At 45.6% G+C, this 24,973-nt stretch carries 21 protein-coding genes; 6 read left to right on the top strand and 15 right to left on the bottom strand.

The features are described 5' to 3' along the window. Window positions 1-4: 4 nt before the first annotated feature. Window positions 5-2,233 carry a transferrin receptor-like dimerization domain-containing protein gene (locus OQY15_RS14480; protein ID WP_265792505.1) on the bottom strand — a complete coding sequence of 743 codons (2,229 nt, stop codon included), beginning with the start codon at window positions 2,231-2,233 and terminating at the stop codon, window positions 5-7. Between the two features lie 197 nt (window positions 2,234-2,430). Between OQY15_RS14480 and OQY15_RS14475 the strand changes: the two genes are divergently transcribed. Next, complete coding sequence (locus OQY15_RS14475) at window positions 2,431-3,399, top strand: FAD:protein FMN transferase (RefSeq protein ID WP_265792504.1); 969 nt, start codon at window positions 2,431-2,433, stop codon at window positions 3,397-3,399. On the opposite strand, the gene OQY15_RS14470 is transcribed toward OQY15_RS14475, so the two are convergent. The 5 genes from OQY15_RS14470 to OQY15_RS14450 form a co-directional block, all read right to left on the bottom strand. Then, complete coding sequence (locus tag OQY15_RS14470) at window positions 3,393-5,588, bottom strand: PepSY domain-containing protein (protein ID WP_265792503.1); 2,196 nt, start codon at window positions 5,586-5,588, stop codon at window positions 3,393-3,395. The two genes, OQY15_RS14475 and OQY15_RS14470, sit on opposite strands and share 7 nt — an antisense overlap. Before the next feature lie 12 nt (window positions 5,589-5,600). Then, entirely contained in the window at window positions 5,601-6,089 is a 489-nt protein-coding gene (locus OQY15_RS14465; protein ID WP_265792502.1) for a DUF2271 domain-containing protein, read from the bottom strand. Then, window positions 6,089-7,591 carry an ankyrin repeat domain-containing protein gene (locus OQY15_RS14460; RefSeq protein WP_265792501.1) on the bottom strand — a complete coding sequence of 501 codons (1,503 nt, stop codon included), beginning with the start codon at window positions 7,589-7,591 and terminating at the stop codon, window positions 6,089-6,091. The genes OQY15_RS14465 and OQY15_RS14460 overlap by 1 nt, the downstream gene beginning before the upstream one ends. A gap of 80 nt (window positions 7,592-7,671) precedes the next feature. Next, window positions 7,672-9,033 carry a hypothetical protein gene (locus tag OQY15_RS14455; protein WP_265792499.1) on the bottom strand — a complete coding sequence of 454 codons (1,362 nt, stop codon included), beginning with the start codon at window positions 9,031-9,033 and terminating at the stop codon, window positions 7,672-7,674. 24 nt (window positions 9,034-9,057) lie between these two features. Next, window positions 9,058-11,478: a TonB-dependent receptor gene (locus OQY15_RS14450; protein ID WP_265792495.1), complete on the bottom strand. Its 2,421-nt coding sequence runs from the start codon at window positions 11,476-11,478 to the stop codon at window positions 9,058-9,060. Window positions 11,479-11,558: 80 nt separating this feature from the next. On the opposite strand from OQY15_RS14450, the gene OQY15_RS14445 reads away from it, so the two are divergent. Further along, on the top strand, window positions 11,559-12,545 hold the full coding sequence (locus OQY15_RS14445) for an AraC family transcriptional regulator (RefSeq protein WP_265792493.1): 987 nt from the start codon (window positions 11,559-11,561) through the stop codon (window positions 12,543-12,545). A 53-nt stretch (window positions 12,546-12,598) separates the two neighbouring features. Here the strand turns inward: OQY15_RS14445 and OQY15_RS14440 are convergent, their stop codons facing one another. The 9 genes from OQY15_RS14440 to OQY15_RS14400 all read right to left on the bottom strand — a co-directional run bounded on the left by OQY15_RS14440 (window position 12,599) and on the right by OQY15_RS14400 (window position 21,160). Beyond that, entirely contained in the window at window positions 12,599-13,417 is an 819-nt protein-coding gene (locus OQY15_RS14440; protein ID WP_265792492.1) for an SDR family oxidoreductase, read from the bottom strand. A gap of 52 nt (window positions 13,418-13,469) precedes the next feature. Next, window positions 13,470-14,261: an alpha/beta hydrolase gene (locus tag OQY15_RS14435; protein ID WP_265792491.1), complete on the bottom strand. Its 792-nt coding sequence runs from the start codon at window positions 14,259-14,261 to the stop codon at window positions 13,470-13,472. A 26-nt stretch (window positions 14,262-14,287) separates the two neighbouring features. Next, a complete protein-coding gene (locus OQY15_RS14430; RefSeq protein WP_265792490.1) occupies window positions 14,288-15,079 on the bottom strand; it encodes a DUF1223 domain-containing protein in 792 nt (263 codons plus the stop codon). Window positions 15,080-15,193: 114 nt separating this feature from the next. Then, the gene (locus OQY15_RS14425) at window positions 15,194-15,730 is read right to left on the bottom strand and encodes a LytTR family DNA-binding domain-containing protein (RefSeq protein WP_265792489.1); all 537 of its coding nucleotides are present in this window, start codon (window positions 15,728-15,730) and stop codon (window positions 15,194-15,196) included. A gap of 154 nt (window positions 15,731-15,884) precedes the next feature. Beyond that, window positions 15,885-16,640 (bottom strand): sensor histidine kinase, encoded by a 756-nt coding sequence (locus OQY15_RS14420; RefSeq protein ID WP_265792488.1) that lies wholly within the window; start codon window positions 16,638-16,640, stop codon window positions 15,885-15,887. Then, the gene (locus tag OQY15_RS14415; RefSeq protein ID WP_265792487.1) at window positions 16,640-18,013 is read right to left on the bottom strand and encodes a sigma-54 dependent transcriptional regulator; all 1,374 of its coding nucleotides are present in this window, start codon (window positions 18,011-18,013) and stop codon (window positions 16,640-16,642) included. The genes OQY15_RS14420 and OQY15_RS14415 overlap by 1 nt, the downstream gene beginning before the upstream one ends. A gap of 172 nt (window positions 18,014-18,185) precedes the next feature. Then, the gene (locus OQY15_RS14410; protein WP_265792486.1) at window positions 18,186-19,157 is read right to left on the bottom strand and encodes a sigma-54 dependent transcriptional regulator; all 972 of its coding nucleotides are present in this window, start codon (window positions 19,155-19,157) and stop codon (window positions 18,186-18,188) included. A 79-nt stretch (window positions 19,158-19,236) separates the two neighbouring features. Beyond that, entirely contained in the window at window positions 19,237-20,724 is a 1,488-nt protein-coding gene (locus tag OQY15_RS14405; RefSeq protein WP_265792485.1) for a catalase, read from the bottom strand. Window positions 20,725-20,728: 4 nt separating this feature from the next. Continuing rightward, window positions 20,729-21,160, bottom strand: a complete 432-nt coding sequence (locus OQY15_RS14400) for a DoxX family protein (protein ID WP_265792484.1) — start codon at window positions 21,158-21,160, stop codon at window positions 20,729-20,731. A gap of 216 nt (window positions 21,161-21,376) precedes the next feature. Between OQY15_RS14400 and OQY15_RS14395 the strand changes: the two genes are divergently transcribed. From OQY15_RS14395 to OQY15_RS14380, 4 genes are read left to right on the top strand one after another with little or no spacing between them, the layout of a single operon-like run. Next, window positions 21,377-22,318 carry a heme-binding domain-containing protein gene (locus tag OQY15_RS14395; protein ID WP_265792483.1) on the top strand — a complete coding sequence of 314 codons (942 nt, stop codon included), beginning with the start codon at window positions 21,377-21,379 and terminating at the stop codon, window positions 22,316-22,318. 20 nt (window positions 22,319-22,338) lie between these two features. Further along, window positions 22,339-22,797 (top strand): hypothetical protein, encoded by a 459-nt coding sequence (locus tag OQY15_RS14390; protein WP_265792482.1) that lies wholly within the window; start codon window positions 22,339-22,341, stop codon window positions 22,795-22,797. Window positions 22,798-22,832: 35 nt separating this feature from the next. Beyond that, a complete protein-coding gene (locus OQY15_RS14385) occupies window positions 22,833-24,134 on the top strand; it encodes an epoxide hydrolase family protein (protein ID WP_265792481.1) in 1,302 nt (433 codons plus the stop codon). 23 nt (window positions 24,135-24,157) lie between these two features. Then, entirely contained in the window at window positions 24,158-24,898 is a 741-nt protein-coding gene (locus tag OQY15_RS14380; RefSeq protein ID WP_265792480.1) for an SDR family oxidoreductase, read from the top strand. Window positions 24,899-24,973: the final 75 nt, after the last annotated feature.

The following is a 24,973-nucleotide window of genomic DNA, read 5'->3' as shown; positions in this document are numbered from 1 at the left end:
CGTTCTATTGTCCCAGTGCAATATTTTCGAGTTGTTTACTGAGCTGATCGATCACCTGCTGTGCTGCACTGATCTGTTGTTTAGCTTCTTCCCAGTTATGCTGTTCGATCGCCTCTCTGATTCCCGGCAGGGTTTTTACCCCATATCCTGTATAAAATCCCGGTGCATAAATGCTGTGACGGTACCATGGGCGCTTCGGTAATCCAGCCGAAATCAGCAAGCTTTTTTCAGCCTGATAAACCGTCTTATTAAAAGCAGATGCCAGTTTAGGATCGGCCAATGCCTTTGTGCTTGTTTCGTTCAGTTTCACCGCGGATATTTTTAGTCGTGACAGAGCCTGATCGAAAGCACTGAAATCGAATGCCGGTACTTCAGGATTTTTAACAGGAGCAGTGAATTTTTCTTTTGGGTCTGCGGCCAGCTGGTAAATATTGCTTGCAATCAGCTGATTGTCGGTACTGTACTTCTCCCGCATCTGGTCGGCCAGCTGTTTGATCTCAGTTTCATACTGGCTGATTACCCCGCTCAGGTTCACAAAATCGAAAGGTAAAACTTCGGCATCTGCCAAACGTAAGACCGCACGGCCTGCAGTTTTTGCCAGCGCCACGCCATAGACAAAAGTGCTGTCTTTGAAACGTACATAATCATCATAGGAGTCGTAAATGGAGTGGTAATCCCCTCCCGCATCTTCACCACCATAACACAGATTGAGCGATGGAATACCCAGGTGTTGTAAAAATGCCGAGTAGTCAGAACCCGTTCCCAGTGCAGAGAGTGTCAGCGTGTCTTTTGTCAGTGCTGTTTTCTGTGCTTTTGCTGAGCTTGCATTCAAGGCTTCCTTAGCTCTTTTACGCTCAAAAACAGATACACCTGTTAAAGGATCTTTCACATCTTTTGCAATCTCACTGGTGAAATTTTCCAGGGCATGCGAGCCACCAGCTTCCAGGAAGCCACGACCATTGCCATCAGAGTTGATATAGGCAACAGCTTTTTCAGAGAGTTCCTGCGCATGGTCCTCTACCCACTCCGTGGAGCCCAGTAAAGATGGCTCTTCGCCGTCCCATACACAATAAACCAGGGTTCGCTTAGGTTTGTACCCTCCCTTAACCAGTAAACCTATGGCCCGTGCCTCTTCCAGCTCGGCCGCCAGACCACTCACCGGGTCACTGGCACCGTTTACCCAGGCATCATGGTGATTGCCCCTGATCACCCATTGATTGGGATACTGGCTGCCCTTGATTTTGGCAATCACATTATATGCAGGCACCAGATCCCAGTTGTGTTCTATCTTCAAATGAACTTTTGCTTTTCCCGGGCCTACATGATAGGTGATCGGCAGTGCGCCACGCCATTCAGCAGGTGCCACAGGGCCACCCAATGCTGACAACAATGGCAATGCATCGCCATAACTGATCGGCAATACAGGAATTTTCAGGATCGTTTTTGCATCAGCTCTATCCAGTCTTTTAGCCTTTGCCGTGGCGCCTATATTTGGCGTGAGCGGGTCGCCAGGGTAGATCACCATATCCATCACTGAGCCCCGCTGTACCGTCTGGTCATTTTTGAAGGGACCTTTAGGATAGACTTCACCCTGGTAAAAACCGTCATCTTTAGGGTCTGAGTAAATGATACACCCTATAGCACCATGCTCGTAAGCTACCTTGGGTTTGATCCCCCGCCATGAGCGACCGTATTTCGCGATTACAATTTTTCCTTTGACATCTATCCCCAGCTTTTCAAGTTTAAGGTAATCATCAGGCAGGCCATAGTTGACAAACACGAGCTCGCCACTGACATCACCATCGGCACCCCAGGCGTTGTAAGTTGGTAATTGCCCTTCCTGTCCGGAGGTAGCATCTTCTGCAAAGGCAGGCTCTTTTAATTGGGCCGTATACTTTGTAGGGTAAGTAAGTTCAAGCAACCTGGTCTTTGGGGTTGGAAATAACACCTGATAGGTCTCGATCTTTGCATCCCAGCCATATTCTTTAAATTTCTGCAGCACCGCCTGGGCTACAGCTTTCCCTCCTGCGGAGCCGAGATGATGAGGGTGTGCAGAAAGTTCTTTCACATACTGACCTACGTTTACATTGCTGAGCTGCTGGTCAAACTGCTGCTCAGTTTGCGATTGATTTGCTGAAGATGCGGCTGTAAAGCCTTTGATGGTTGCATTTTGTGCGTAAGATGCCGAGTAACCTACAAGACACAGTACGCCCAGAGTCCTTATCATTTTCATAAAGGAAATGTTAATTTAGATGGGTTTATGGTTTGAATTGGAAAGAACATAAATCAGATGACACGAAGATAATTAAATTCTTAATAAAGACTACTAAATTAGTAGTACAAACAAACATTAACTTCATTTTGAGACATTGAAGGGTATAGAATGATATATTTACCAAAATTTATTTTTTGATGAGGTTACTGTTTCTGATGATTTTCATAAGCCTGGTTATCAATACCAGTGCACAGGTTTTGCGTAAAAGAACAACCATGCTGATGGGCAGCCGCTGGCAGATTACGATCGTTGCCGGAGATTCCCTCAGGGCCGAGCAAAATATTGATACCGTCATCCAGGAGGTTTCGCGGATTGAGTACCTCATTTCTGACTGGAAGCCTGCCTCGCAGGTATCTCAGGTAAACTCCAATGCAGGGATCAAACCCGTAAAGGTGGACCCCGAAGTTTTTGCACTGACAGCAAGGGCGATTCAGCTCTCTGAAAGTACCGGCGGCGCATTTGATATTAGCTTTGCAGCCATGGACCGCATCTGGAAATTTGACGGTTCTATGGACACGATGCCTTCAGCAGAGCTGATCAGGAAATCAGTGGAAAAAGTAGGCTACAAAAACATTATTCTCGACAGCGCTAACTCAACTGTATTTCTGAAACTAAAGGGAATGAAGATTGGTTTTGGGGCATTGGGAGAAGGCTACGCGGCAGATCAATGTCGAGAAATGATGCTAAAAAAAGGCATCAGGGCAGGCATTGTCAATGGTTCCGGTGATATCAGCAGCTGGGGTACACAGCCGGATGGCAAGCCCTGGACGATTGGCATTACGGATCCCATGAACAATGACAAACTGATCGCAACTCTCCCTCTGCGGGAAAGCTCAGTGGTGACCTCTGGAAGCTATGAGAAATTTGTAATGTTTAATGGTAAACGTTACTCGCACATCATTAATCCTGTCACAGGATATCCCGTTACGGGATTAACCAGCGTGACCATTGTAGGTCCGAGTACAGAAACAGCAAACGGTTTCAGCACCTCCATGATGGTTCTGGGAAAGGATGCAGCACTCAGCTTTATCAAAAGATATCCTGAGTACCGCTATATCCTGATTACTGAGGGGGGACAATTTATCTCCTCTCCGGAATTGAAGATCCGGAAGAAAAATCAGTAACAATCTGTCAGGATCTGGCCGCGGGATTCATAATGACTTACACTCTGCTGGCTTTTGAGCTGACAAATCTTTTCCAGTGTTTCCATGACATCCTTTTGCATGGCCAGAGAACCACAAATCATGATGACACCACTGGCTGCCAGCACTTCAGCGATCATCGTGGCATCCCTTTCCACCAGGTCGTTCACATACTGTCTGCCTCCCTCGCGTGAAAAAGCAGGGTTTAGATTCAGGACTTTCTGAGCTGACTTACTCTCTTCCAGCATCGGCTGATAGTTTGAGTAAGATGCAAACTCGCGAAAGCCGCAATACAGGTGACAAGGAATCTGCCTGCTGTTCTGACTAATCATCCCCAGAAACGGTGCAATACCTGTTCCGTTAGAGATCATCACTACCGCTGCTGCCTCTGCAGGGAAATGGAAGTGTGTATTATTGATGATCCTTGCGGAGATCTTCTGCCCGGGTTGAAGTCTTTGTAAATACCCGGAACCCAAACCCTCTGCGTGTAGTTTCACATGAAGCTGGATCTGTTTATTGATTACTGCGATGGAATACAGACGCTCACGGTGATCGTTAGCCGGATAAATTGCCAGCAGATCGCCGGAAGTGACGCGTTTGCTCCTGCCGGGATGCAGGTTTAACATAAAGGTATCTCCTGCAGCGACATCCTGGGGACTATTGCCCAGCACTTTCAGTTTTTGCAAAGCTTTTTTACTGGCATAAAGTTCCGGGGATACCGCAATCTGAACACCCGACTGCTGCGACCAGGCTTCTGCCCATAAACTAAAATCTTCCGGAGATTTGTCGTTCACCGTATGAATATCTGTAAGGGGCTTCGCCCATTCCTGTGCAGACAACAACAGGTTTACACTGAAGGCGAACTTGCAGAAATCAGGATAGGCATGAGAGCCGAGACCCAGTACAGAGTAGTGTATCTGCTGCTGTTGTGGATGTTTTTCCAGCAACGCCATAAATTTCGTAGCATTGGCTGGCGGATCACCAAGTCCATAGGTTGCAGTAACTATAATAAAATGCGTTGCCTTTGGAAAAACCGTATAATTATTGAGCTCGGTAATAAATGACTTCTCCCCTGCTCTGAGTAATTGCCTGTGTATCGCAGCAGCAAAACCGTAGGTACTTCCATTTTCAGAGCCTACCAGGATAATAAACTTACTCTCTTCAGCCTTATGGGTATTGCGCGTTCGGTTGGATCTCCGTTTTAGCGTAATGGCAAAGCCGGAATAGATAAAAAACAAGATATTGACCGAAGCTGCAGCAAGAATAAAGGCCCATAGACCACTGGCCCGGCCGGTATGTAGGTTGAGGCTGAGATTGGCCAGGGATACCGCAGCAGGATAATGTGTTTCTCCTAGCAGATCCCCCGTAACCTGGTTAACCGCCAGTTCGCCGGTCTTTAGCTTCAGCGTGTAGTAATCCTCGGCATCTTCCGAAAAGGGGAACTCAACGGATTCAACTTCTGACAGATGTATTCCTTTGAACACCTCAAAATCTACGTCCTTTCTGACTGGTTCTGTACGGATCGCATCAAAGTCGACTTTCGGTGATTCCGTCTTTACATTCAGTAACTCAAACCTGACCATTGACAGGTAGGTACCACTGAGGGCAATGACGAAGACCGGAACCAGCGACCAGCGGCTGAGCATCACATGGTAGTACTGCGCAAAGCTGTCGCGCGTGATCTTCGTAAAAAAGCGTCTGATCCCTCGCTGCCGCTGGATAAGCAGGATAATACCCGAAACCGTGATGAGCAGCAGCAGGAAAGCTGTTAAACCTATAAAAAACCTGCCCGTTTCATGTAGAAAGAGCGAGCGGTGCAATCCTGTTACCCACTGAAAAAACTCGGTCTGCTGCTGCGGGACCCCTAATCTTTTTGCATGGATAGGATCCACGTAACTGAGCAGGTCCCCGCCCTGATCATCTGTGCCTTTGATCTCCACAAAGCCTTTCGGGTTAATTTTGATCTCTGTGATGCCTTGATACTTTTGCCTCAGCAGCGGCAGCGTCTGATTAAGGGTAATCTTATCAAATCCATCTACTCGGTACGACTGAAATTCTGCAGCAACAGGTTCAAAGGACAGGATAATCCCGGTAATTGCGGCAAGCGTAAGTAATAGAAAAGAAGATACAGCCAAAGCTAAATGGCTGTATCTCCAGACAGAAATGGTCATAGAAAAAATTTATTAGTTAGCGCTGAAACGCACATACCGGATATAACCGGTTCCTTCGCTTTTCGCAGCCAATGCCGCCGTAGTCAGGGGAATTTCCAGGTCTTTGACATGGTATTTCTGATCCTCTACGGCACTTTCAAATCTCAGTTTGTAACCCGCATTGATCTTTGAGGGGTCAATCTCAATGACATTTACACTGCGGTCGCCCCCAGTTACAGAGGCACCGGTGATGGCGCTGATATTTGGTTTTTTCAGGTAAAACTTGTTCCACTCTTTGAGGGTTTTATACCATTTTTTATCCGCGCCCATCACGTACAGGGTTTTCTCATAAACATCCTTGCTGTTGATCAGCGAGATGACAATGTAGGCTCCGTCGCCCATGTAATTGGTCATCTGGATCATACACTTATATTTATTGCCGCCCTGTGCCGCAGCGTTATCTGGTCTGGCACAGATCATCAACAGGAGAACAACTGTTATTTTATATAAATTTGACATCATTATTTCAGGAAGGTAACGGATACATTATTTTTGGTAAGCGATTCATTTTCACTGGCTAAACTGAAGGCAGTTTCCTCGAAGTTTGTTTGTGCATCTTTTTTGGCTCCAATAGAAAGAAGATACTTCATCACTGTATCGTCTTTGGCGATCATCGCCGACTTATGCAATGCTGTAATTCCTTCTTTGTTTTTCGCGTTTACGTCCAGTCCCAGCGGCTCCAGGCTTTTCAGCAGGGATAGGTTGTTTTTGGCCACCGCAAGGTGATACAAACCATCGCCATTTTCCTGCGGAGCCTTAAAGTCAAGACCATGTTGCTGCAGCAGTTTAATCTTTGAAGCAAAGTCATCTTGTCCCGGGCGACCGCCACCACCACCTCTTCCGCCCTGCGAGCGGAAAGATTCAATGGCATAGTACGCCAGGCTGTTGCCTTTTTTATCCAGCACTTTTACATCAGCACCTTTGCTGATCAGGAAACTGATCACTTCAGATGAATTTCCACGAACAGCAAGGCTCAAGGCAGACATCCCTTTTTGATTCTGCAGGTTGATGTCTTTTACCCCTGCCAGCAGCATCGCAAAAACAGCAGTGTCTCGGTTCGAAACAGCAGCATTCATCAACACTGTATTTCCATCTTCGTCTGCCTGGTTCACATTTACTCCTTTCGACAGGAAATAAGCGATTACTTCTTCCTGTTTAGGCTTGCGCACAACCGCATGTAAGACATTAGCCCCGTCTTTACCGGTTACTGTTGGTTTCAGCTTCAGGCTTTCCAGATACTGATATACTTCCAGCTTCGTTGCTTCCCTTCTGGAACCCTGAGCTGCCATCAGCATGGCATTCTCATTTGGTCTGATCCCTTTTTGCTGTAGTTTTTTTAGCAGACCGATATTTCCGGATTTTGCTGCATAGCTAAACGCGTTGTTGCCCGCAGCATCAGTACTGTTCAGGTCCAGTCCTTTGGAAACAAAATAATTGGTCAGCAACAGCTCGGGATCATTGGCGATAGCGATCAGCAATGCATTTGCACCATCAGCATTCAGGCTCTTCTTCAGATCCACACCGCGGGAGATCAGCAGGTCGTAAACTTTCGTATTCTGCTGTCCGCTTCCGGCTGCAAAAAGTACCGGTGTAAAACCATGGCTGTCTTCGTTATTTGTTTTTGCGCCTTTGCTCAACAGATAATCCATCGCGCTCGTATTACCCCTGATTGCTGCCCAGTGCAGGTAGTTCCTGCTGTCGTGCGTTACTTTGGCTACGTCATTACCTGGCTGTGATAGCAGGAATTTAATCGTTTCATCCGATGCATCAGCATTGATCGCCATCACCACCGGATCAAAGCTCATCGCGTTCAGCTGTGAAGGGCTGTTTCCTTTTTCAATTTCAGCTTTCACGGCAGCGACATCCGGTTTACCCTGCCAGAAAGCAGGCGTCAGCAGCGTATTCTGCTGTGCGCTGGCAGCGAGGGAAAACATGCTCAATAGTGCTACAAATAGTTTTTTCATCTTTATGATTTGATAGTAAACAAAAAAGTAGATGCCGCATTAAACGACATCTGCTTTTACTAAAAGATTTGAGGGATAAATTAGTATACTCCGATATAACGGTTACCTGCTTTGTTGATCAGTTTAGCACCAACAGTCATCGCACCGGTTTTTCTGTTGAAGATATAGATATTTCCATCCTGGCCAATAGGGGTTACCACGATCATTACATCATCACCATTTACAGCAATATTCTGGTATTGGTTAAAGCTTAAAGTTGCTTCACCAGGGATGCTCACTTTGGTAGCCGTTTTTGCATTCAGGTCGACACGTGCAATATATCCCCCCGTGCGGGTTCCTGCGCTGTTTACCAGGCTGTAGATCACATAACCAATACCATCACCTACATATCTCCAGGTTTCGATATAGCTGTCAGACACACTTAGCGCCTGATCCAGGTTCAGTACGTAGGAATTATCATAATCGTTAGTTGTTGCACTGATTCTTAAGATTTTCGAACCACCTTTACCCACACCTTCACCATGACTTGCCTGATAAACGTTTCCATCAGTACCTACGTATAACATCGTACTGCGGTAACCATTGGTATTACCTACAGCCTGTGTAGAAGTAATGATTTTTGGATTGGTCAGTGAGGGATAGTCAAGCACCAAAGTTTTTGATCCTGTTCTCGTAGCATTATCAGCCGTGAACGTTGGAGTTCCATTCGCTGCAATCGTGAATCTCGCAGGATTTACTTTACTTACCTGGGCGCCGATAAACACTTTATTTCCTGCTTTATTAATTACCGGAGCATCTAAACGACCGATATTGTAACCTGCAGCTTCATCTTCAGCAGACATCGCCAAAGGGAAATTTGTTGTGGTCAGAATCTTTGGGTTGTTCAGATCCAGGCTCAGGATACTTGCAGTACCTCTTCTGTGCTTAAACACAAAGTTTGGGCTTGTACCTTCGTATACTGAAGTTACAGCAGCAACGTTTACCGCCACACCAATACCTTCAGCAGCTTTCACCCAGCGTGGAGAGGTTGTTACATAATCCTTTGTTTGTACCTCTGCGCCATCAATGGTAAAGTTTTTACCACCTTTTACCAGGTATTTGTTGAAGTTACCTCCGTCATCACCTGTATACTGGATGTTGTAGATAGAGTTACCATCGGCAGATGCCTGCAAACGGGCAGTACGCGATGATTTCACATGCATACCGTTGTCAAATACGTTGACAGAGATGTTGGGGTTCTTTGCATCCGCAGCAGATAAGCTGTAAATCATTGTTCCACCATCACCATCTCCAGGCTCATCCTGCATCAGCGCACCTGATACCGTTACCCAGCGGTCAGCCTGCGTTTCGTCAGGATTATCGCCATTATTATCTTTTTTACAGCTGCTTAGCGAGAAAGTAAGTGCAGCAGCACTGCAGATCATCATAGTAAAGAATTTCATCTTCATAGTCGTTGTCGTATAGGGTTAAAATTTATTGATTGTATAGTTAAGTTTGAGATAGAAGGCCCTGCCCGGTTTCTGCACTCCGAAATTGTCATAGATCTCGGCGTTCAGGATATTTTTAGCATCAAAGCTGACCAGGAACTTCCTGTTGGGGAAGCCATAGCTGAAGCCTACGTTCTGCGCATATTGTGCAGGAGTAGTATACCATTCCGATTCAGGCCAGATTGTCCTGAAGGGAGCTACATATCCAATGGTGTAATACAGGTTTACCATTGATTTTTTCTGTATCAGGTTATCCATTCTGTATTGAACATTTCCATTCATGGTAAAGAAGGGCTCGTTAGGAATCTGTTTGTTGTAGTAGTCCAGCTGCTGGCCGGTAGCCGGATCAAACTGTATTTTGTACAGGGAATTGAATTTGGAAAAATTGAAGAGCACATTCAGCTTTTTGTAGTTGTAGGACAGCTCTCCCTCAAATCCCCTCGACTGCGCCTTGCCGAGGTTGACAAAGGGAGATACTTCAATTTCCTGATCATTGAGCAGCGTATTTGCTCGGCGCATGATCCTGTCCTTGATATTTCTCCAGAATGCGTTTCCTGATAATGAAAGTCTGTGACCACTAAAGTCGAACGTTCCCAGTTTAAAGCCAGCATTAAAGTTGTCGCTGATCTCCGGTCTTAATGTTGGATTGGCCTGGATATTCTCATCCGGACTACCAAAGATCTCATTGTCGGCCGCCATCCTTACCGCACGCTCCGTTGAACTGATCAGAATCACTTTTGGAGTTAACGCATAGGACACTGCAAGACCATAGCCCGTCGCTGTCCTACTGTCGCTGATCGTTTCCATGTTCACTACATTCTGCCCGTTGACGACGGTCACGATAGGGCTAACCCTACCGATCTTTTGCTGGTATGACTTCCCAAAAATATTTGTAGTCAGCCTGTTATTCAGCCATTGTGCTTCATAGTTCAGGGAGAAAACGTTCTTTGAAAGATCATTGGAGCCCTTAACCGCATTGTCGCCTACAAAAACCAGCAGGTTCTCATCCTGTCTGTCAATGTCATAATAGACATGGTTTAATGAAAGCCGGTGTCCTGCAAAAATATCGTAACTCAGGTTGGTTCTCAGGTTCGTAATTTGCCTGTCGATCGAGGTAATCGTTGGAATACCCTGTTGTGCCCCATCGCGGGTACGCATCAGGTTTCCGTTAAGGTCGCGGCGAATCTGGCCATCCCAGTTATACAACCAACTCACCGTATCCTGGAGATAAGTATTTCTTTCGCTGTACACCCCGTTGAACTGCAGGTTCAAACCTTTGGTCAGCAGGTCTCTTTTGTTATAGGTCAGGTTGAACACATTCGCTTTTGCATCAGCAAATCTGCCTTTATATGGAGTTCCCATGGTTTGTCCATGCTGGATTTCCTTGTGTGAATCCGAGCCATTGTAGCCCAGGAAAAATGCATCTGCCCATTTTACATCGGTAAATCCCAATTCAAACCGTCCCCCGAGAGCCCGGTACGCATCATTGAAACGACGGGCACGGTGGTTCCTGGTGACCACCCCGTTAGGTTCTACATTTTTAGAGAACCGCCCCCATATTTCATAATCATTATCTGAGTAACTGTAGAACCCGGATGCCCTTGCTGTCAATCCATTTTTGGCATTACGGTACATGCCGCTCACATCAGATTGCGTAGTATTGAAAGAACCATAAGAAGTCGAAAGTACAATATTGTTGTTGCCCGTACCTTTTTTCATTACGATATTGATGGCCCCCCCAAGCAAGTCGCCCGACAAATGAGAAGGTAAAACGCCCTTGTACACCTCTATCCTTTCGATCATGGCCGGAGGAATATTATTCAGGTTGAATGACGATCCATAAGTGGAGATATCGATACCATCGATAAAAATGCCGACAGATCTTCCTGTCATCCCATTCAGGTTGTACTCCACTTCTGATCCCAGTCCGCCGTTTTGCCTTACCCTGACCCCTACAGTACGGTCCAGCAGTTCGTTGGTCTGCAGATTTCTTAGGGAAGCTTCCCTGGTATCTATGACATTGACCGCAAATCCAGTCGTTTCTATCTTCCTTTTCTCCGTTGCTCCCTGTACCGTCACCTGGTTCAGCTCTTTGTCTTTCGTCGCTTTTACCTTGGCATTAAAAATCATTTGAGCTGAAGAAACCTTAACATCAAAGCTTTGAACAGCCGTAACTACTGAACTGATCATCAGTTTATACGTTCCAAACTTTAGATTGTCGATATGATATGCGCCATTTTCATCCGTTGCTACCACCCTGTTTAAAGATTTGATACTTACTGTAGCACCGGGAACGACATGATTATTGTCATCAAATACTTTACCGGAGAGGTTTCCGGTTTGGCCATATACTATTATATGTAAGAAAATAAATAAAATGATAAGTAAGGAGCGTCTCATTAATTGTTGTAACTTTTTTAGTAGATTCTTTAGAAGCGATCTTAATAAGAATAACTTCGCTGCAAAGATATAGGCCACATATGACGCAATCGGGAGAAGTAATAACGCTAAACGGAGAAAATTCAACGCATCTATTCAGTTTAAACAGAGGGACTTCCCTGCAGCATTCCGATTCTCATTCTTCATTCAGCAGCATTACAGCGGCTTTGAGCAGGGCTTCCAGGAATTACTGCATGCACATGATCTTTATTCTGAAAGGCAGAGTGAATGGATATTTGCCGGGTTCCAGGAAAGCTGCTGTTACCTTTAGCGAAAAACAACACAATATTTTGCTGATCAACGAAAAACTTAGTCTGCAGGTTAAGACTGAGGAACATGAAGTGATGTTTATCAGCATGGATCATTCTTTTCTTTCAGGATATCTTCCGGCAGAGCATTCCGGTTATCAAAACCTGCGCAACGGCATCGACCAGGATGAGCCGGCAGTATTTTCTGCATCAAACCTGCATATCACGCCTGAGATCAGTTCCATTTTGCAAGCCCTTAAAACATCCCCCCACACCGGATTCTGTGAAAAGCTCTTCCTGGAGTCCAAGATCCTGGAACTGCTGGTACTGCAGATCTCGCAGTTTGAGTTGCTGAAAGATAATACTCCCTCCCTGCAGCTTAAAAAGGAGGAACTTCAGAAGATGTATGAAGTAAAAGAAATCCTGACAGAAGATCTTACGCAGCAGATCTCGCTGCGCAGCCTGGCCCACAGGGTGGGTACAAATGAGTTTAACCTGAAGCGTAATTTTAAGCTTGCCTTTGGCACCACGGTTTTCGGCTACCTGAATCAGTACAAGATGGACTGGGCAAAGCGCATGCTGATCGAAAAGGATATTACGATTGCAGAGGTGTCAGAAAAGACGGGATATAAGTATGCCACGCATTTCAGCAGTGCCTTTAAAAAGTATTTTGGATACCTGCCCAATCAGATTAAATCCGGAAAGTTATCTCTGCTGATCTTTATTGAAGACTTTGTGGCTATCTTCGAAAATCTGGAGATGATTTTTGGCCTGGGCTAGCCGTTGTAAATGAATATCCGCGGCAGCATTGGCCACCGCAGATATCTTTTGGATTACTTGTACATCGCATCAATTTTCTCCAGGAACTCTTCCAGCGGAAGAGAATCTCTCATGGACTGCAGCCCTTTGGTATCTTCACCTACCAGGTTTCTGAATTTGTTGTTCGCACCTGTAGCGATGGCGAAAATCTCATCAACAATCAGTTGTGGCTCCGAAAGCATGGCATTATCCCTGTTTCCCATCAAACCTTTGAGTTTTGTGGTGATCGCATCATAATCTTTGATTTCTGAACTCTCGCCCCAGGTTACATTATTTACAAAATTATTTCCTTTAAATCCACCAATCTCCAGCAAATGAAGGTCGATATTTAAAGGTTTCAGTTCGTAATAAAGACCCTCGGTGAAGCCTTCCAAAGCAAACTTGGACATGTTATACAATGAGCCCAGCGGCACGGCGGTGAATAATCCCATATAGGAACTGATGTTGATAAACTTGCCACCACCATTAGCTCTGAAGTGTGGAATAAAAGCTCTTGTAACGTTGATCGGCCCACGTACATTTACGGCATATTGGGCATCGATAGCGTCCTCGGCGATCAGTTCGAGCGCACCATATGTGCCTTGTCCTGCGTTGTTGACCACCACATCAATTTTCCCAAATGCTGCTGTCGCCTTTGCTACAGCCTCAGCCACCTGTACAGGATCTGTGACATCCAGTTTGAAAATTTTAACGTTTTCGTATATACTGAGCTCTGTTTCTTTTTCAGGACTGCGCATTGTTGCCGCTACATTCCAACCTTGTTCAGCAAAATATTGTGCTGTGAATTTACCTAAGCCGGTACTGGTACCGGTAATAAAAATTGTCTTAGCCATTGTGATATATTATTTGAATTGTTTACTATTAGTTCGTTGATATTACTTTAGATCAGGATGCATCTGCAGCTTCCATGATTACTTTAGCTACCGCTTGAGGCTGCGAGATGAATACTACATGTGAGCCTTTGATCTCCGTTATTTTTGCTTTGGCCCTTTGATACATTTCGCGCTCGGTTCCGGGGTTTATTGCTTTATCTTCTGTAGCCACTATTCCATAACTTGGCTTTGTTTTCCAGGCAGCGACAGTTACCGCTTCTGCAAAACATTGACCGACGATCGGTGCCTGTGAATCCCTCATAAAATCGCTCTGTTCTTTTGACAGATCAGCAGAGAAGCCACTGTGGAATTTTGCAGGTTCAAAATATACCCTGCCCGTCTGGTCTGGAGCTGTAAATCCTGCCTCTGGTGCCTGTGGCGCTGCAGAGACCCATTTTACTGTATTTTCTCCCGCATCAGGAAGAAAAGCGGCTACATATACCAGTGCTGCTACTTTTGGATCTGCGCCCGCCTGGGTAATGACCGTACCACCCCAGGAATGGCCCACCAGAATTGCTGGCCCATCCTGTTGCGCCAGAACACTCTTTGTAGCTGCGACATCAGCTGCCAGCGAGGTCAGTGGATTTTGTACCATGCTCACATGATATCCCTTTTTTGTGAGGATCTCGTACACTGCCTTCCAGCCTGATGCATCGGCAAATGCGCCATGCACCAGCACAATATTTTTTACTGCTGCCTTCTGTGCATGAGCGGTATGGCTCAGGCTCAGCAGCTGACAGGTACTTAATAATGCTACGATGATGAGCAGTTTAATGGTGTTGAATGGTTTTACTGTTGCTTCCATGAGAATATGATTTTTGTGAATAAATATTATTGAGCTGTGACAGGAGAAGAGGAAAGTTTAGCCCTGCCTGCAGCATTGATGACCCCGCTGCCAGTATTTTGCAGAAAGCCCACGATCTCCCAGTCTTTTACATTGAATCCTGCGGGCAGTTCAAACTGTTGCGAACCATTCTTTTCATCCTGAAGGTTAAAAGTGTACAGCTTTCTTACAATCTGCGCATGACTTAATGTCCTGCCCTGATTTTCGCCTCTGGTCACATTGCTTACGGCGTGTTTTTCTACGACAGCAATCATGAGCTTATTGCCTTTCGTATTGCCTTCCAGCTGGAAATCCACTTTCATCTCTCTGCCGGTTTGCTGTCCCTGCAGGGATATTGATTCATTGGGTTTAGCACTCAGGGCTTTTTTAAGTGCCCATTCTGCGGCATTTTCGTCGCCGCCGGTAAACTCTGATTTTCCGTTTACAATCACCTGCGGGGTGTAAACCAAACCTGAGAACTGCTGACTGTACTGATACTGGCGTTTGCTGAACTGGGAGCTTCCGAAAACATCTTTCCAGCCCTGATGATCCCAGTAATCTACATGATAAGCCAGGACATACACAGGCCTGTCGCCCGCTTCCTGCTGGATACGTGCCAGCAGTTCATCAGCTGGCGGACAACTGGAACAGCCTTCTGAGGTAAACAGTTCCAGTACTGCGAAGCCATCGCCTACGACACTTCTGTTTGTTTTAGATGCAAAGCTATTGTTAACCAAAGCTGCGGTAACGATAAGGAGCGCAAATGCAGCACCTATTATTGACAATTTGATCGGTTTCATACTATTTTTTTGATTCAAAAGTAACTGTCAAATCAGCTGAGGTCCATCACTTCTTAGCCCAGTCAGACATATTGAGCTCCCAACCGGGAATTATCTGTCATGAAAATCCTGTGCTTACCTGTCGCCCATCCAGGATAGAAAAACATTAGTCTTTTCTTTATTGATCAGTAATTTGTCCGGCGTATCCATCAGTAGTCTCACAAAGAGTTTACGCAGGAAATAATGCTCCACTTCTTTGATCGCTTTAAAATTGATCAGGTATTTACGGTTTACGCGGAAAAACTGTGATGAAGACACAGAGTTCATAATCTGGTCAAGAGACTGATTAAGGGAATACTCTTGCTCATCAAAGCACATCATTGATACAGTCTCGTTCCGGATGAAGAAAAATGCGATATCATTTGTCTGTACCGTGGTGTATTTTTGATGTTTGAATACCAGAAAACTTGTCTTTGTCTTTTTGATATCCTCCGGCAACTCTCGTTGTGAAGCGTCAGCAAGCTCCCTGCTTTCCAGCATATTCTTTTCTCTCGGAGCAAGCAGGATGTTATTAGGTAAATACAAAAGATCTTCCTTAATGAAAATCATGTCATAGCTAAGCACCTGCTCTTTCAGATCCATAATTGCTGTATTTTTTTGGAAGTAATTCATATCAATGATGTTAATGTTTAATCGTCCTTTTGATGGCTCTCAGACTGTAAATACAAAGCCTGTGCCGTTCAAATAATCATTTGATATACAGATGAATAAACCAATAGCACCCCTCATGAAAACATGGTATTTCATGATTTTGGTGATACCGAAATTAAATCTGGTGATAACCGGAAGGAAACTGCTTGGAAGGCAAAAAGCTGATCGTGATTCGTGTTCCTTTCAGGTTCTCGAATTTGATACTCGCATTGATTTCTGCGCTCAGACCCTTCATCAACTCTATACCCATCGATTGATATTCAGTAAGCAAAGGATCTCCCCTTAGACCTATGCCGTTGTCCCGGATCTGAAGGATCATAAGCTGGTTTTCCCCGGTTAATGAAATTTGAATTTCAGCAGATTTTTGAACCGGGAAAGCGTATTTGATGGAATTGGTTACTGCCTCATTGATGATGAGACCCAGGGGAATGGCATATGAAATATTCAGCGTCACCGGGTCAATATCAAAGGCAAAGCTGATAAATCCCTCTACACCAAAATCTGTTTGCAGGTTATTCACAAGCTCGGGAATGTATTCTGTCATATCAATCGTATCCACATGTTCCGTTTTGTACAGTTTCTGATGGATGAGCGACATTGCAAAAATGCGGTGCTGACTATCCTCCACGGCTTTTAAAGCATCATCCTGCAGATACTGGGCTTGTGATTCCAGTAAGCAGATCACTGTGTGAAGATTATTCTTAACACGATGGTGCAGTTCTTTCAACAGCCAGTCGTTTTCGGCAGCCATCTTGCTGAGCATCTCATTTTTTTGAGAGATCTCTCTTTTCACTTTTCCAGCTACCATGAGTTGCCTGTACAGCAAACCGGCAGCTACAATCAGCAGTGCAATTACTACCCTGAGTGCCATTACCCGATCTTCTTAAAAATACCGAGTTTGGTCATCCTTGATTTCAGGGTCGACGAGTTGATATCAAGAAGATCCGCCGCGCCGCCCGGGCCATATATTTTCCATTTACTTTTCGTCAGCGCATTCAGGATATGATCACGCTCATTTTCTGTAATTGATTTTACAGTCCGTGTACCAGCAGCGACAGCTTGGTTGGATACCGGAAGCACTACCTTTTCTATCAGGTTAGCATCGCACAGCAAAACCGACCGCTCGACGAGATTCATCAGCTGCCGGATATTTCCGGGCCATGGATGTTCGAGCAACGCCTTCCGTACAGGATCTGTAAATCCGGAAATACTTTTATGGTTTGCAGCAGCGAAGACTTGCAGGTAATGTTCCGCTATTGGTAAAATATCGGCCTTTCTTTCCCTCAGCGGCAATAGCTCTATGGGGAAAACAAACAGGCGATAGTAGAGGTCAAGTCTGAAGCGGCCCGCGGTAATTTCTTCTTCCAGATTCCGGTTAGTTGCTGCGATAATCCGGACATCTATCTTTTTACGTTGTCCGCCCAAAGGGCAAATCTCTTTTTCCTGCAGTACCCTCAGCAATTTTGATTGTACTTCAACCGGCATCTCTCCGATTTCATCAAGAAAAATGGTTCCCCCCTCTGCCTGCTCAAATTTACCTGTGCGCTTTTCTACCGCACCGGTGAAGCTTCCTTTCTCGTGACCAAAAAGCTCGGATTCTATAAGCGTGGGAGATAGGGCGGCACAATCTACGATAATAACAGGCTTTACCTGACGTGCTGAATGGTCATGAATAGCACGGGCTACCAGCTCCTTTCCGGTCCCGCTTTCACCCAGAATCAGTACAGGGCTTTCAGCTGCAGCGGCAATTTGTATCAGGCGACTCAGATCCTTGAGTCCAGAGCTCTTTCCCGACATACCAAAGTTGCCTGGACTCAGATTTTTGGCATTGGCCCTGGTGTTTTGCATTCTGGAAACCCGTGCCAGTGAACGATGTTCCGCATGGAGATCTGCGGCTATTTCAAGCATTGCCAGCACGTCCTTTTCACGGAATGGCTTTACAAGAAATCCATAGGGTGAGGTTTGCCGGGCAAGTTTAAAGGTAGCTTCATCTGAATTGGCTGAAAGATAGATAAACGGGATATTGCGACTCTTGAGGGCAGGGGCCAGGTCTATTCCGGTTTTATCTCCCTTTAAGGAGATATCCAGCAATACCAGGTCCGGCATATCTGAACGCAGGGTCCTGAGCGCTTCTTCAACCGACTGCGCAATGGAACATACACGGTGACCGGCATGTTCCAGCATCTTGCGAAGGTTGTTTGCCTCAATAAACTGGTCTTCTACTATCAATACAGTGTTTTTCATACAAATTTCTGCTTCATTTGGTTTTTATCTGACAAGACCACAAACGCCACACACAAATTCATAATTGCAAAGGCTATGCCTAAGACTATTCATTTGATTTACAGACCAATTACAGAAATAAAGAGATCATGAAATCATTAATTATCATGATTATTCACGAGATATAATGATTTCAGCCAAATTGTTTGGAAATGCCCAGTTTAACCATTCTGGATTTCAATGTGGAAGAGTTGATATTGAGCAAGTCTGCAGCGCCTCCAGGACCGTAGATTTTCCAGTTACATTTTGCCAGGGCAGCAAGAATGTGGTCCCGTTGGTTGTCAGTCATCGATTTCACACCTTTTATTTCTAAATGAGTAGTAGCAAACTGCCTGAAGACTGGCAGGGCAACCTGGTTGATGAGCTGCCCCTCGCATAGAAGGACAGCACGTTCAACCAGGTTGATCAGCTGCCTGATATTGCCCGGCCATGGATAGCCGAGCAATGCCTTTCTGACGGATTCAGAAAAACCGGAGATATTTTTATGGTTGGCTGCTGCAAAAACACTGAGGTAATGCTCGGCAATCGGCATAATATCGGCCTGTCTTTCCCGTAATGGCAGCAGCTCTATAGGAAACACAAACAACCGGTAATAGAGGTCGAGTCTGAAACGACCTGCAGCCACTTCCTCTTCAAGATCCCGGTTCGTAGCTGCAATAATGCGCACATTGATCTTTTTACGTGTACCACCAAGGGGACAGATTTCTTTTTCCTGTAATATCCTGAGCAATTTGGACTGGATCTCCAGTGGCATCTCCCCTATCTCATCCAGAAAGATCGTACTGTTTTCCGCTTGTTCAAACTTGCCAATTCTTTTATCTACCGCCCCGGTAAAGCTGCCCCGTTCGTGTCCGAAAAGTTCAGATTCTATGAGTGTGGGCGATATCGCCGCACAATCTACGATCACCATTGGCTTTTTACCACGTACAGAATGATCATGAATAGCTCTGGCTACCAGCTCCTTTCCTGTACCACTTTCACCAAGTACCAGTACCGGGCTCTCTGCTGCGGCAGCGATCTGCACCAGATAGGCCACATCTTTCAAACCCGAACTATTCCCGGACATACCAAAATTGTCCTCAACGATTAACTCCTTTCCTTTCATTACGCTTATAATTTCGTCTTTTTTCCTTTAACGAAGATATATAAACATGGTTCCTGATCAATGCGAAGGCTGGTTTCCCTTATGATACCAGTGGTTTCATTTCATAACCCTCAAAGTCGTTCACCACCTGCATCGACAAGCCCAGTGCGTCTGCAACTCCCTTACCATAGTCCGGATCAGCCTTGTAACAATTGCGAATATGCCGGATCTGGATGAACTGCTGTGCGGAACCTATTGCCGCCGCGGTGTTGGTAAACAAAAGCTGTTGCTGTTCTGCAGACATCAGGCGGAACAGGTTGCCTGGCTGGCTATAGTAATCCTCATCCTCACGGTGGTCCCAGTGAGTTGCATCACCGCTAATCTTTAACGGGGGCTCAGAAAAATCCGGCTGCTGCTGCCATTCACTGAAGCTATTAGGTTCATATGATTTTGCACTTCCATAATTGGCATCTATACGCATGCTGCCATCACGGTGATAGGAATGGTATGGACATTTGGGGGAGTTTACCGGTATCTGGTGGTGGTTTACACCCAACCTGTAACGTTGTGCATCCCCATAAGAAAACAGACGTCCCTGAAGCATTTTATCCGGAGAAAAGCTGATCCCGGGAACAACCTGTGCAGGGTTAAATGCCGCCTGTTCCACCTCCGCGAAGTAGTTCTCAGGATTGCGGTCCAGCACCAGTTCACCAACCTGCATCAGCGGATAATCCTGATGCGGCCATACTTTGGTCAGGTCAAAAGGATTAAGGTGATAAGAATACGCATCCTCCTCTTCCATCAACTGAACATACAATGTCCATTTGGGAAAATCTCCATTTTCAATACTCTCATACAGATCCCGCTGATGGCTTTCTCTGTCGTTACCTGCCAGCGCCGCCGCTTCCTCATTGCTCAGATTCTGAATACCCTGGGCAGTCTTGAAATGAAACTTTACCCAGTAACGCTTTTGATCTGCACTGATCAGGCTGAAGGTATGGCTGCCGAAACCATCCATATGCCGGTAGCTTTTAGGTAGACCGCGGTCGCTCATTACAATCGTCACCTGATGTAGCGCCTCCGGCAACAGTGTCCAGAAATCCCAGTTGTTATCTGCACTTCTCATATTAGTGCGCGGGTCCCTTTTGACGGCGTGGTTAAGGTCTGGAAATTTCAATGGGTCCCGCAGAAAGAAAACTGGTGTATTGTTACCAACGAGGTCCCATATACCCTGCTCGGTATAAAATTTGATAGCGAAGCCGCGTATATCTCTTTCTGCATCTGCCGCCCCCCTCTCACCGGCAACAGTCGAGAAGCGGACAAATAAAGGCGTAGTTTTTCCAATCTCTGAGAACAGTGCGGCTCTGGTAAAACTACTGATGTCATGCGTAACCGTAAATGTACCATAGGCGCCAGAGCCTTTGGCATGCATTCGCCTTTCCGGGATCACTTCTCTATCAAAATGAGCCATCTTTTCCAGGAACCATGCGTCCTGCAGCAAGGCCGGACCACGTCTTCCGGCAGTCATGATGTTTTGATTATCTGTTACAGGTGAACCTGTACGGGTGGTTAATTTCTTCGGTTCCATCTTTCTACAGTTTAGCAGTGATCTTTTTACCTAAATATTCATCATCAAATACTGCTCTTGTATAAATGACAGGATACAATTTGCGGTACATCAGGTAAGTGACAGATACCATTACAAATGCAATAATGGCATCTACTGTAGCCGGGAAACCCAGCACAGCGATTTTTGACAGGAAAGCAAACAGGATATCGAAATATATCCCTGCGAAAACCCATTCTTTCAATCTCAATAATCTGTTGGGTGTAAGCAAAACGACAACGCCGGTAAGTTTGGCCACCCCAAGGATATAAATGAAGTGTGGCGGATAACCTAATTTTAAGGTGATGTCCCAGATTACATCGTTATGGGTGAGTTCTCCGAGGCCGCTTGCAGAAAACCATAAGGAAGTCATTGCAACCCCGATCCAGTAAATTGTTTTTGTTGTTTTGAGTGTCATAGCTGTTCTTTTTTTAAGTTTCTGAGACAAAGATGAAGCTTGCCCCACAGCTAAAACAGCTCAAAATACTTCAACCGGACGATTCAGCCCGTCAACCAGACAGTTTAAGTCCCCTATTGTCTAATTCAGCTCTCAGTTTGTCGGCACCAGCCCTTTTTTGATAGCAGAACAGGCAGGCTGCCTATAATTTTACCTCCATAAACTAGAACGGATCATATGAAAAACTCTAATCCAAGCCCCTTAAAAAAGCTGCTCTTGATAACTGGCATAGTCGTGATCGGTATTACAGCCCTGCAATTCAGGGATGCGCCAGTTGTGAATCCACCGGTGACCGCAGAAGTGCAGCTTCCAGATGATGTTAAAGCTATCATCGAAAGAGCTTGTTACGATTGCCATTCCAACCTAACCGAAATCGCATGGTTTGATAAAATCCCAGGAGCCTCACAGCTGGTGGCCAAAGATGTTACTGAAGCACGCTCGAGGCTTAACTTTTCTGAGTGGGACAAAAATCCACCGGCAGTGCAGCAACTATTACTTTGGGAAGTGGTGAATGCGATTGCAGAAGATAAAATGCCACTGCACAACTATCGCTTGCTGCATCCCGGAGCAACAGTGTCAGCAGCAGAACTGGACATACTGAAAAAGTATGTAAATACCCTTTCCGGGAGACATAAAATTGATACTGCCCGCATTATCCGTAATAATCAGCCGGAGCTGTCGGCAGCAATCAGGAAAGTCCCTGTATCACTGAACGGCATCCCCTACGCTGCGGATTATAAAACCTGGAAAGTGATCAGTGCCACCGATAAATATGATGGTGGAAGCATGCGTGTGGTATATGGAAATGACATCATGGTAAAGGCCATTAAAGAGCACACCCTTCCCTTTCCGGACGGTGCCAAGATCGTGAAAGCGGTATGGGGTAAACAACGCGAAGATCAGGATGGGAATGTGCTGCCCGGCAACTTCCAGAATGTGCAGATCATGATCAAGGACAGCAAGAAATATCAATCTACAGAAGGCTGGGGCTTTGCAAAGTTTGACGGACTGGCACTTAAGCCATTTGGAAAAACTGCCGCCTATGCCAACACCTGTATCAACTGCCACCGTATGCTGGTACCCGAAAGCGACTTCGTATTCAATATTCCTACAAAATAACTCACCTTAAAAAAACGATCATGTTTAAAAAATCATTTTGCGTCATCGCACTGGGTTTATTGCTCTTCTCCTGTACACAAAAACATCAAACTCAGCTTGCCCCGGAATACCTTTTTGATCAGAGCGACGAGCATGTCATCAGCTCAGTAATCAACAACAAGCAAAATACCATCTCTATCATTTACGGGAACGACCTGGCATTGAAGTATGCCCATGACACTTTGAGAATGCATACCCGCGGCGAAAAGTTCATTATGGTTACCTGGATACAAAAACCTATGCCACACTGGTATGGCACCAATATGAATGGAAATATCCTGTCTGTAGAAACGGTGAAGGTTTCTCAGAATCCCAATGGGGATGTGCTGTATGACTACCAGTTGCAGCAGAAAGACGGACACCATTTGGTAAAACGTGAAGCAAATAACGACAAAAGGATAAAACTAATCACCGGTCAGATGGCCGCAGTATTCCCATGAATCCAAATATAATATACATATAATCCAATCAAACAATGAAAACGAACATCAGAATCTTAAGCGCAGTAATCGCCACCACTCTCCTGTTGAGCACAGGAAATGCCGGCTTTGCACAAAATCAGCCAGCGGACAATTTAAATTCCTCAGGGCATAGCAACGATGAATCCATCCGGCCTTTCAGGGTAAATATTCCGGATGCCGCCATCACCGATATGCGTAAGAGGATCACTGAGACGCGCTGGCCGGAAAAGGAAACAGTAGCGGACCAGTCGCAGGGGGTGAAGCTTGAAAAACTAAAAGAATTATCTCAATACTGGGCCACAGATTACGACTGGAAAAAGGCCGAAGAAAAGCTAAATGCCTTTCCGCAGTTTATCACCAACATCGACGGACTGGACATTCATTTTATACATGTCCGTTCCAAAAATCCGAAGGCCATGCCTATGATCATGACTCATGGCTGGCCGGGATCAGTATTTGAGCTGCTTAAAGTTATCGGCCCACTGACAGATCCTGTAGCGTACGGGGGTAAGGCAGAAGATGCATTTGATCTTGTCATTCCTTCGATTCCCGGCTTTGGATTTTCAGGAAAACCTACAGCGACAGGATGGGATTCAGACCATATTGGCCATGCATGGGCAGAGCTGATGGCGCGCCTGGGTTACAAGAGCTATGTTTCACAGGGTGGAGACTGCGGTTCGGTGATTTCTCAGCGTATGGCTAAAAACCACGAGAAAGGTCTGATCGGTATCCATGTGAATATGCCTGCCACGGTACCTGCCGAAGTAGCTAAAGCACTTAAAAGTGGCGAAAAAGCACCTGCAGGATTGTCTGCCAAAGAACTTGAAGCATTCAAAACGCTGGATATTTTCTATCGTAACAGCACAGGATATTCAGGCATGATGGTCACCCGCCCGCAAACGATTGGCTACAGTCTCGCGGATTCACCCGTTGGACAGGCAGCCTGGATGTATGATGAATTTGCAGGATGGACATTTTCTGGTGGCGATCCGGAGAAATCACTGACCAAAGACGAAATGCTGGATGACATCTCGCTGTACTGGTTAACCAATACAGGTGCCTCATCAGCAAGGATCTACTGGGAAGATCATTCCAATAACTTCAATGCCGTAAACCTTAGTCTGCCCGTAGCTGTAACGGTATTCCCCGGAGAAATCTACAAAGCCCCAAAAACATGGGCTACAAGAGCTTACCATAACCTGATCTACTTTAATGAGGTGGATAAAGGCGGACATTTCGCGGCATGGGAAGAACCACAACTCTTTACAGAAGAGGTACGCAAAGCTTTCAAAACACTGCGTTCATCAGTTAAATAATACAATCTTTAATCAAATTAACAATGGAAACGCTAAAAGGAAAAACAGCTCTCATAACCGGAGGCAATAGTGGTATAGGGTATGCGGCAGCGAAAGAACTGAAAGCACAGGGTGCTCAGGTCATCATCACAGGAAGACGGCACGAGGCCGTAGCCAATGCCGCTGCACAGCTTGGTATTAATGGCCTGGTCTCAGATCAGGGCAAGGTCACTGATATAGAAGAGCTTGCAGCTGAGGTAGCTGAAAGGTTTGGCAAAATAGATATTCTCTTTATCAACGCAGGTGTTCTGGGTGGCTCTGCTATCGAAGGCGCCACTGAATCTGATTTTGATCATGTAATGGATGTCAATTTCAAAGGTGCTTTCTTTACGTTGAGCAGGTTTATACCTCAGCTGAATGATGGAGCCACAGTGGTGTTTCTGTCGTCTAACCTGGCGAGCATGAACGCAGCAAATTCTTCCATCTATTCATCAGGAAAAGCTGCGCTGAATTCGGTAATGAAAATTGCCGCAGTAGAGCTTGCACCGCGACAAATACGTGTGAACAGTATAAGTCCCGGCCCCACTCAAACTGATCTTTTAAACAAATTGGGTCTGGACGATGAATCCCGTAAAGGTTTGGACGATTACCTGATTGAACGCACTCCGCTGAAGAAAATTGGTACAGCAGAAGATGTTGCAAAATTGGTAGCTTACCTCTGCGGAGATGCAGGGAGCTATATCACCGGGACAGAGATTGTCATTGATGGTGGCAATCGGTTGTAATATCAGTAATGGATCATAAATGAAAAGCGCAGGAATATATTTCCTGCGCTTTTATCCGTTAAAAACTTATATAAG

The sequence above is a fragment of the Pedobacter sp. MC2016-15 genome, from assembly GCF_026239695.1.
In the GTDB taxonomy this organism is placed as follows: Bacteria; Bacteroidota; Bacteroidia; order Sphingobacteriales; family Sphingobacteriaceae; genus Pedobacter.
Note: the sequence above shows the minus strand (reverse complement) of the source record. Positions and strands in the feature narration are given on the sequence as shown.

Excerpts from the sequence above, each read along its gene's own strand:
- OQY15_RS14480 (WP_265792505.1), bottom strand. The coding sequence starts at position 2,233 with ATGAAAATGATAAGGACTCTGGGCGTACTGTGTCTTGTAGGTTACTCG.
- OQY15_RS14475 (WP_265792504.1), top strand. The coding sequence starts at position 2,431 with ATGATTTTCATAAGCCTGGTTATCAATACCAGTGCACAGGTTTTGCGT.
- OQY15_RS14470 (WP_265792503.1), bottom strand. The coding sequence starts at position 5,588 with ATGACCATTTCTGTCTGGAGATACAGCCATTTAGCTTTGGCTGTATCT.
- OQY15_RS14465 (WP_265792502.1), bottom strand. The coding sequence starts at position 6,089 with ATGATGTCAAATTTATATAAAATAACAGTTGTTCTCCTGTTGATGATC.
- OQY15_RS14460 (WP_265792501.1), bottom strand. The coding sequence starts at position 7,591 with ATGAAAAAACTATTTGTAGCACTATTGAGCATGTTTTCCCTCGCTGCC.
- OQY15_RS14455 (WP_265792499.1), bottom strand. The coding sequence starts at position 9,033 with ATGAAATTCTTTACTATGATGATCTGCAGTGCTGCTGCACTTACTTTC.
- OQY15_RS14450 (WP_265792495.1), bottom strand. The coding sequence starts at position 11,478 with ATGAGACGCTCCTTACTTATCATTTTATTTATTTTCTTACATATAATA.
- OQY15_RS14445 (WP_265792493.1), top strand. The coding sequence starts at position 11,559 with ATGACGCAATCGGGAGAAGTAATAACGCTAAACGGAGAAAATTCAACG.
- OQY15_RS14440 (WP_265792492.1), bottom strand. The coding sequence starts at position 13,417 with ATGGCTAAGACAATTTTTATTACCGGTACCAGTACCGGCTTAGGTAAA.
- OQY15_RS14435 (WP_265792491.1), bottom strand. The coding sequence starts at position 14,261 with ATGGAAGCAACAGTAAAACCATTCAACACCATTAAACTGCTCATCATC.
- OQY15_RS14430 (WP_265792490.1), bottom strand. The coding sequence starts at position 15,079 with ATGAAACCGATCAAATTGTCAATAATAGGTGCTGCATTTGCGCTCCTT.
- OQY15_RS14425 (WP_265792489.1), bottom strand. The coding sequence starts at position 15,730 with ATGAATTACTTCCAAAAAAATACAGCAATTATGGATCTGAAAGAGCAG.
- OQY15_RS14420 (WP_265792488.1), bottom strand. The coding sequence starts at position 16,640 with ATGGCACTCAGGGTAGTAATTGCACTGCTGATTGTAGCTGCCGGTTTG.
- OQY15_RS14415 (WP_265792487.1), bottom strand. The coding sequence starts at position 18,013 with ATGAAAAACACTGTATTGATAGTAGAAGACCAGTTTATTGAGGCAAAC.
- OQY15_RS14410 (WP_265792486.1), bottom strand. The coding sequence starts at position 19,157 with ATGAAAGGAAAGGAGTTAATCGTTGAGGACAATTTTGGTATGTCCGGG.
- OQY15_RS14405 (WP_265792485.1), bottom strand. The coding sequence starts at position 20,724 with ATGGAACCGAAGAAATTAACCACCCGTACAGGTTCACCTGTAACAGAT.
- OQY15_RS14400 (WP_265792484.1), bottom strand. The coding sequence starts at position 21,160 with ATGACACTCAAAACAACAAAAACAATTTACTGGATCGGGGTTGCAATG.
- OQY15_RS14395 (WP_265792483.1), top strand. The coding sequence starts at position 21,377 with ATGAAAAACTCTAATCCAAGCCCCTTAAAAAAGCTGCTCTTGATAACT.
- OQY15_RS14390 (WP_265792482.1), top strand. The coding sequence starts at position 22,339 with ATGTTTAAAAAATCATTTTGCGTCATCGCACTGGGTTTATTGCTCTTC.
- OQY15_RS14385 (WP_265792481.1), top strand. The coding sequence starts at position 22,833 with ATGAAAACGAACATCAGAATCTTAAGCGCAGTAATCGCCACCACTCTC.
- OQY15_RS14380 (WP_265792480.1), top strand. The coding sequence starts at position 24,158 with ATGGAAACGCTAAAAGGAAAAACAGCTCTCATAACCGGAGGCAATAGT.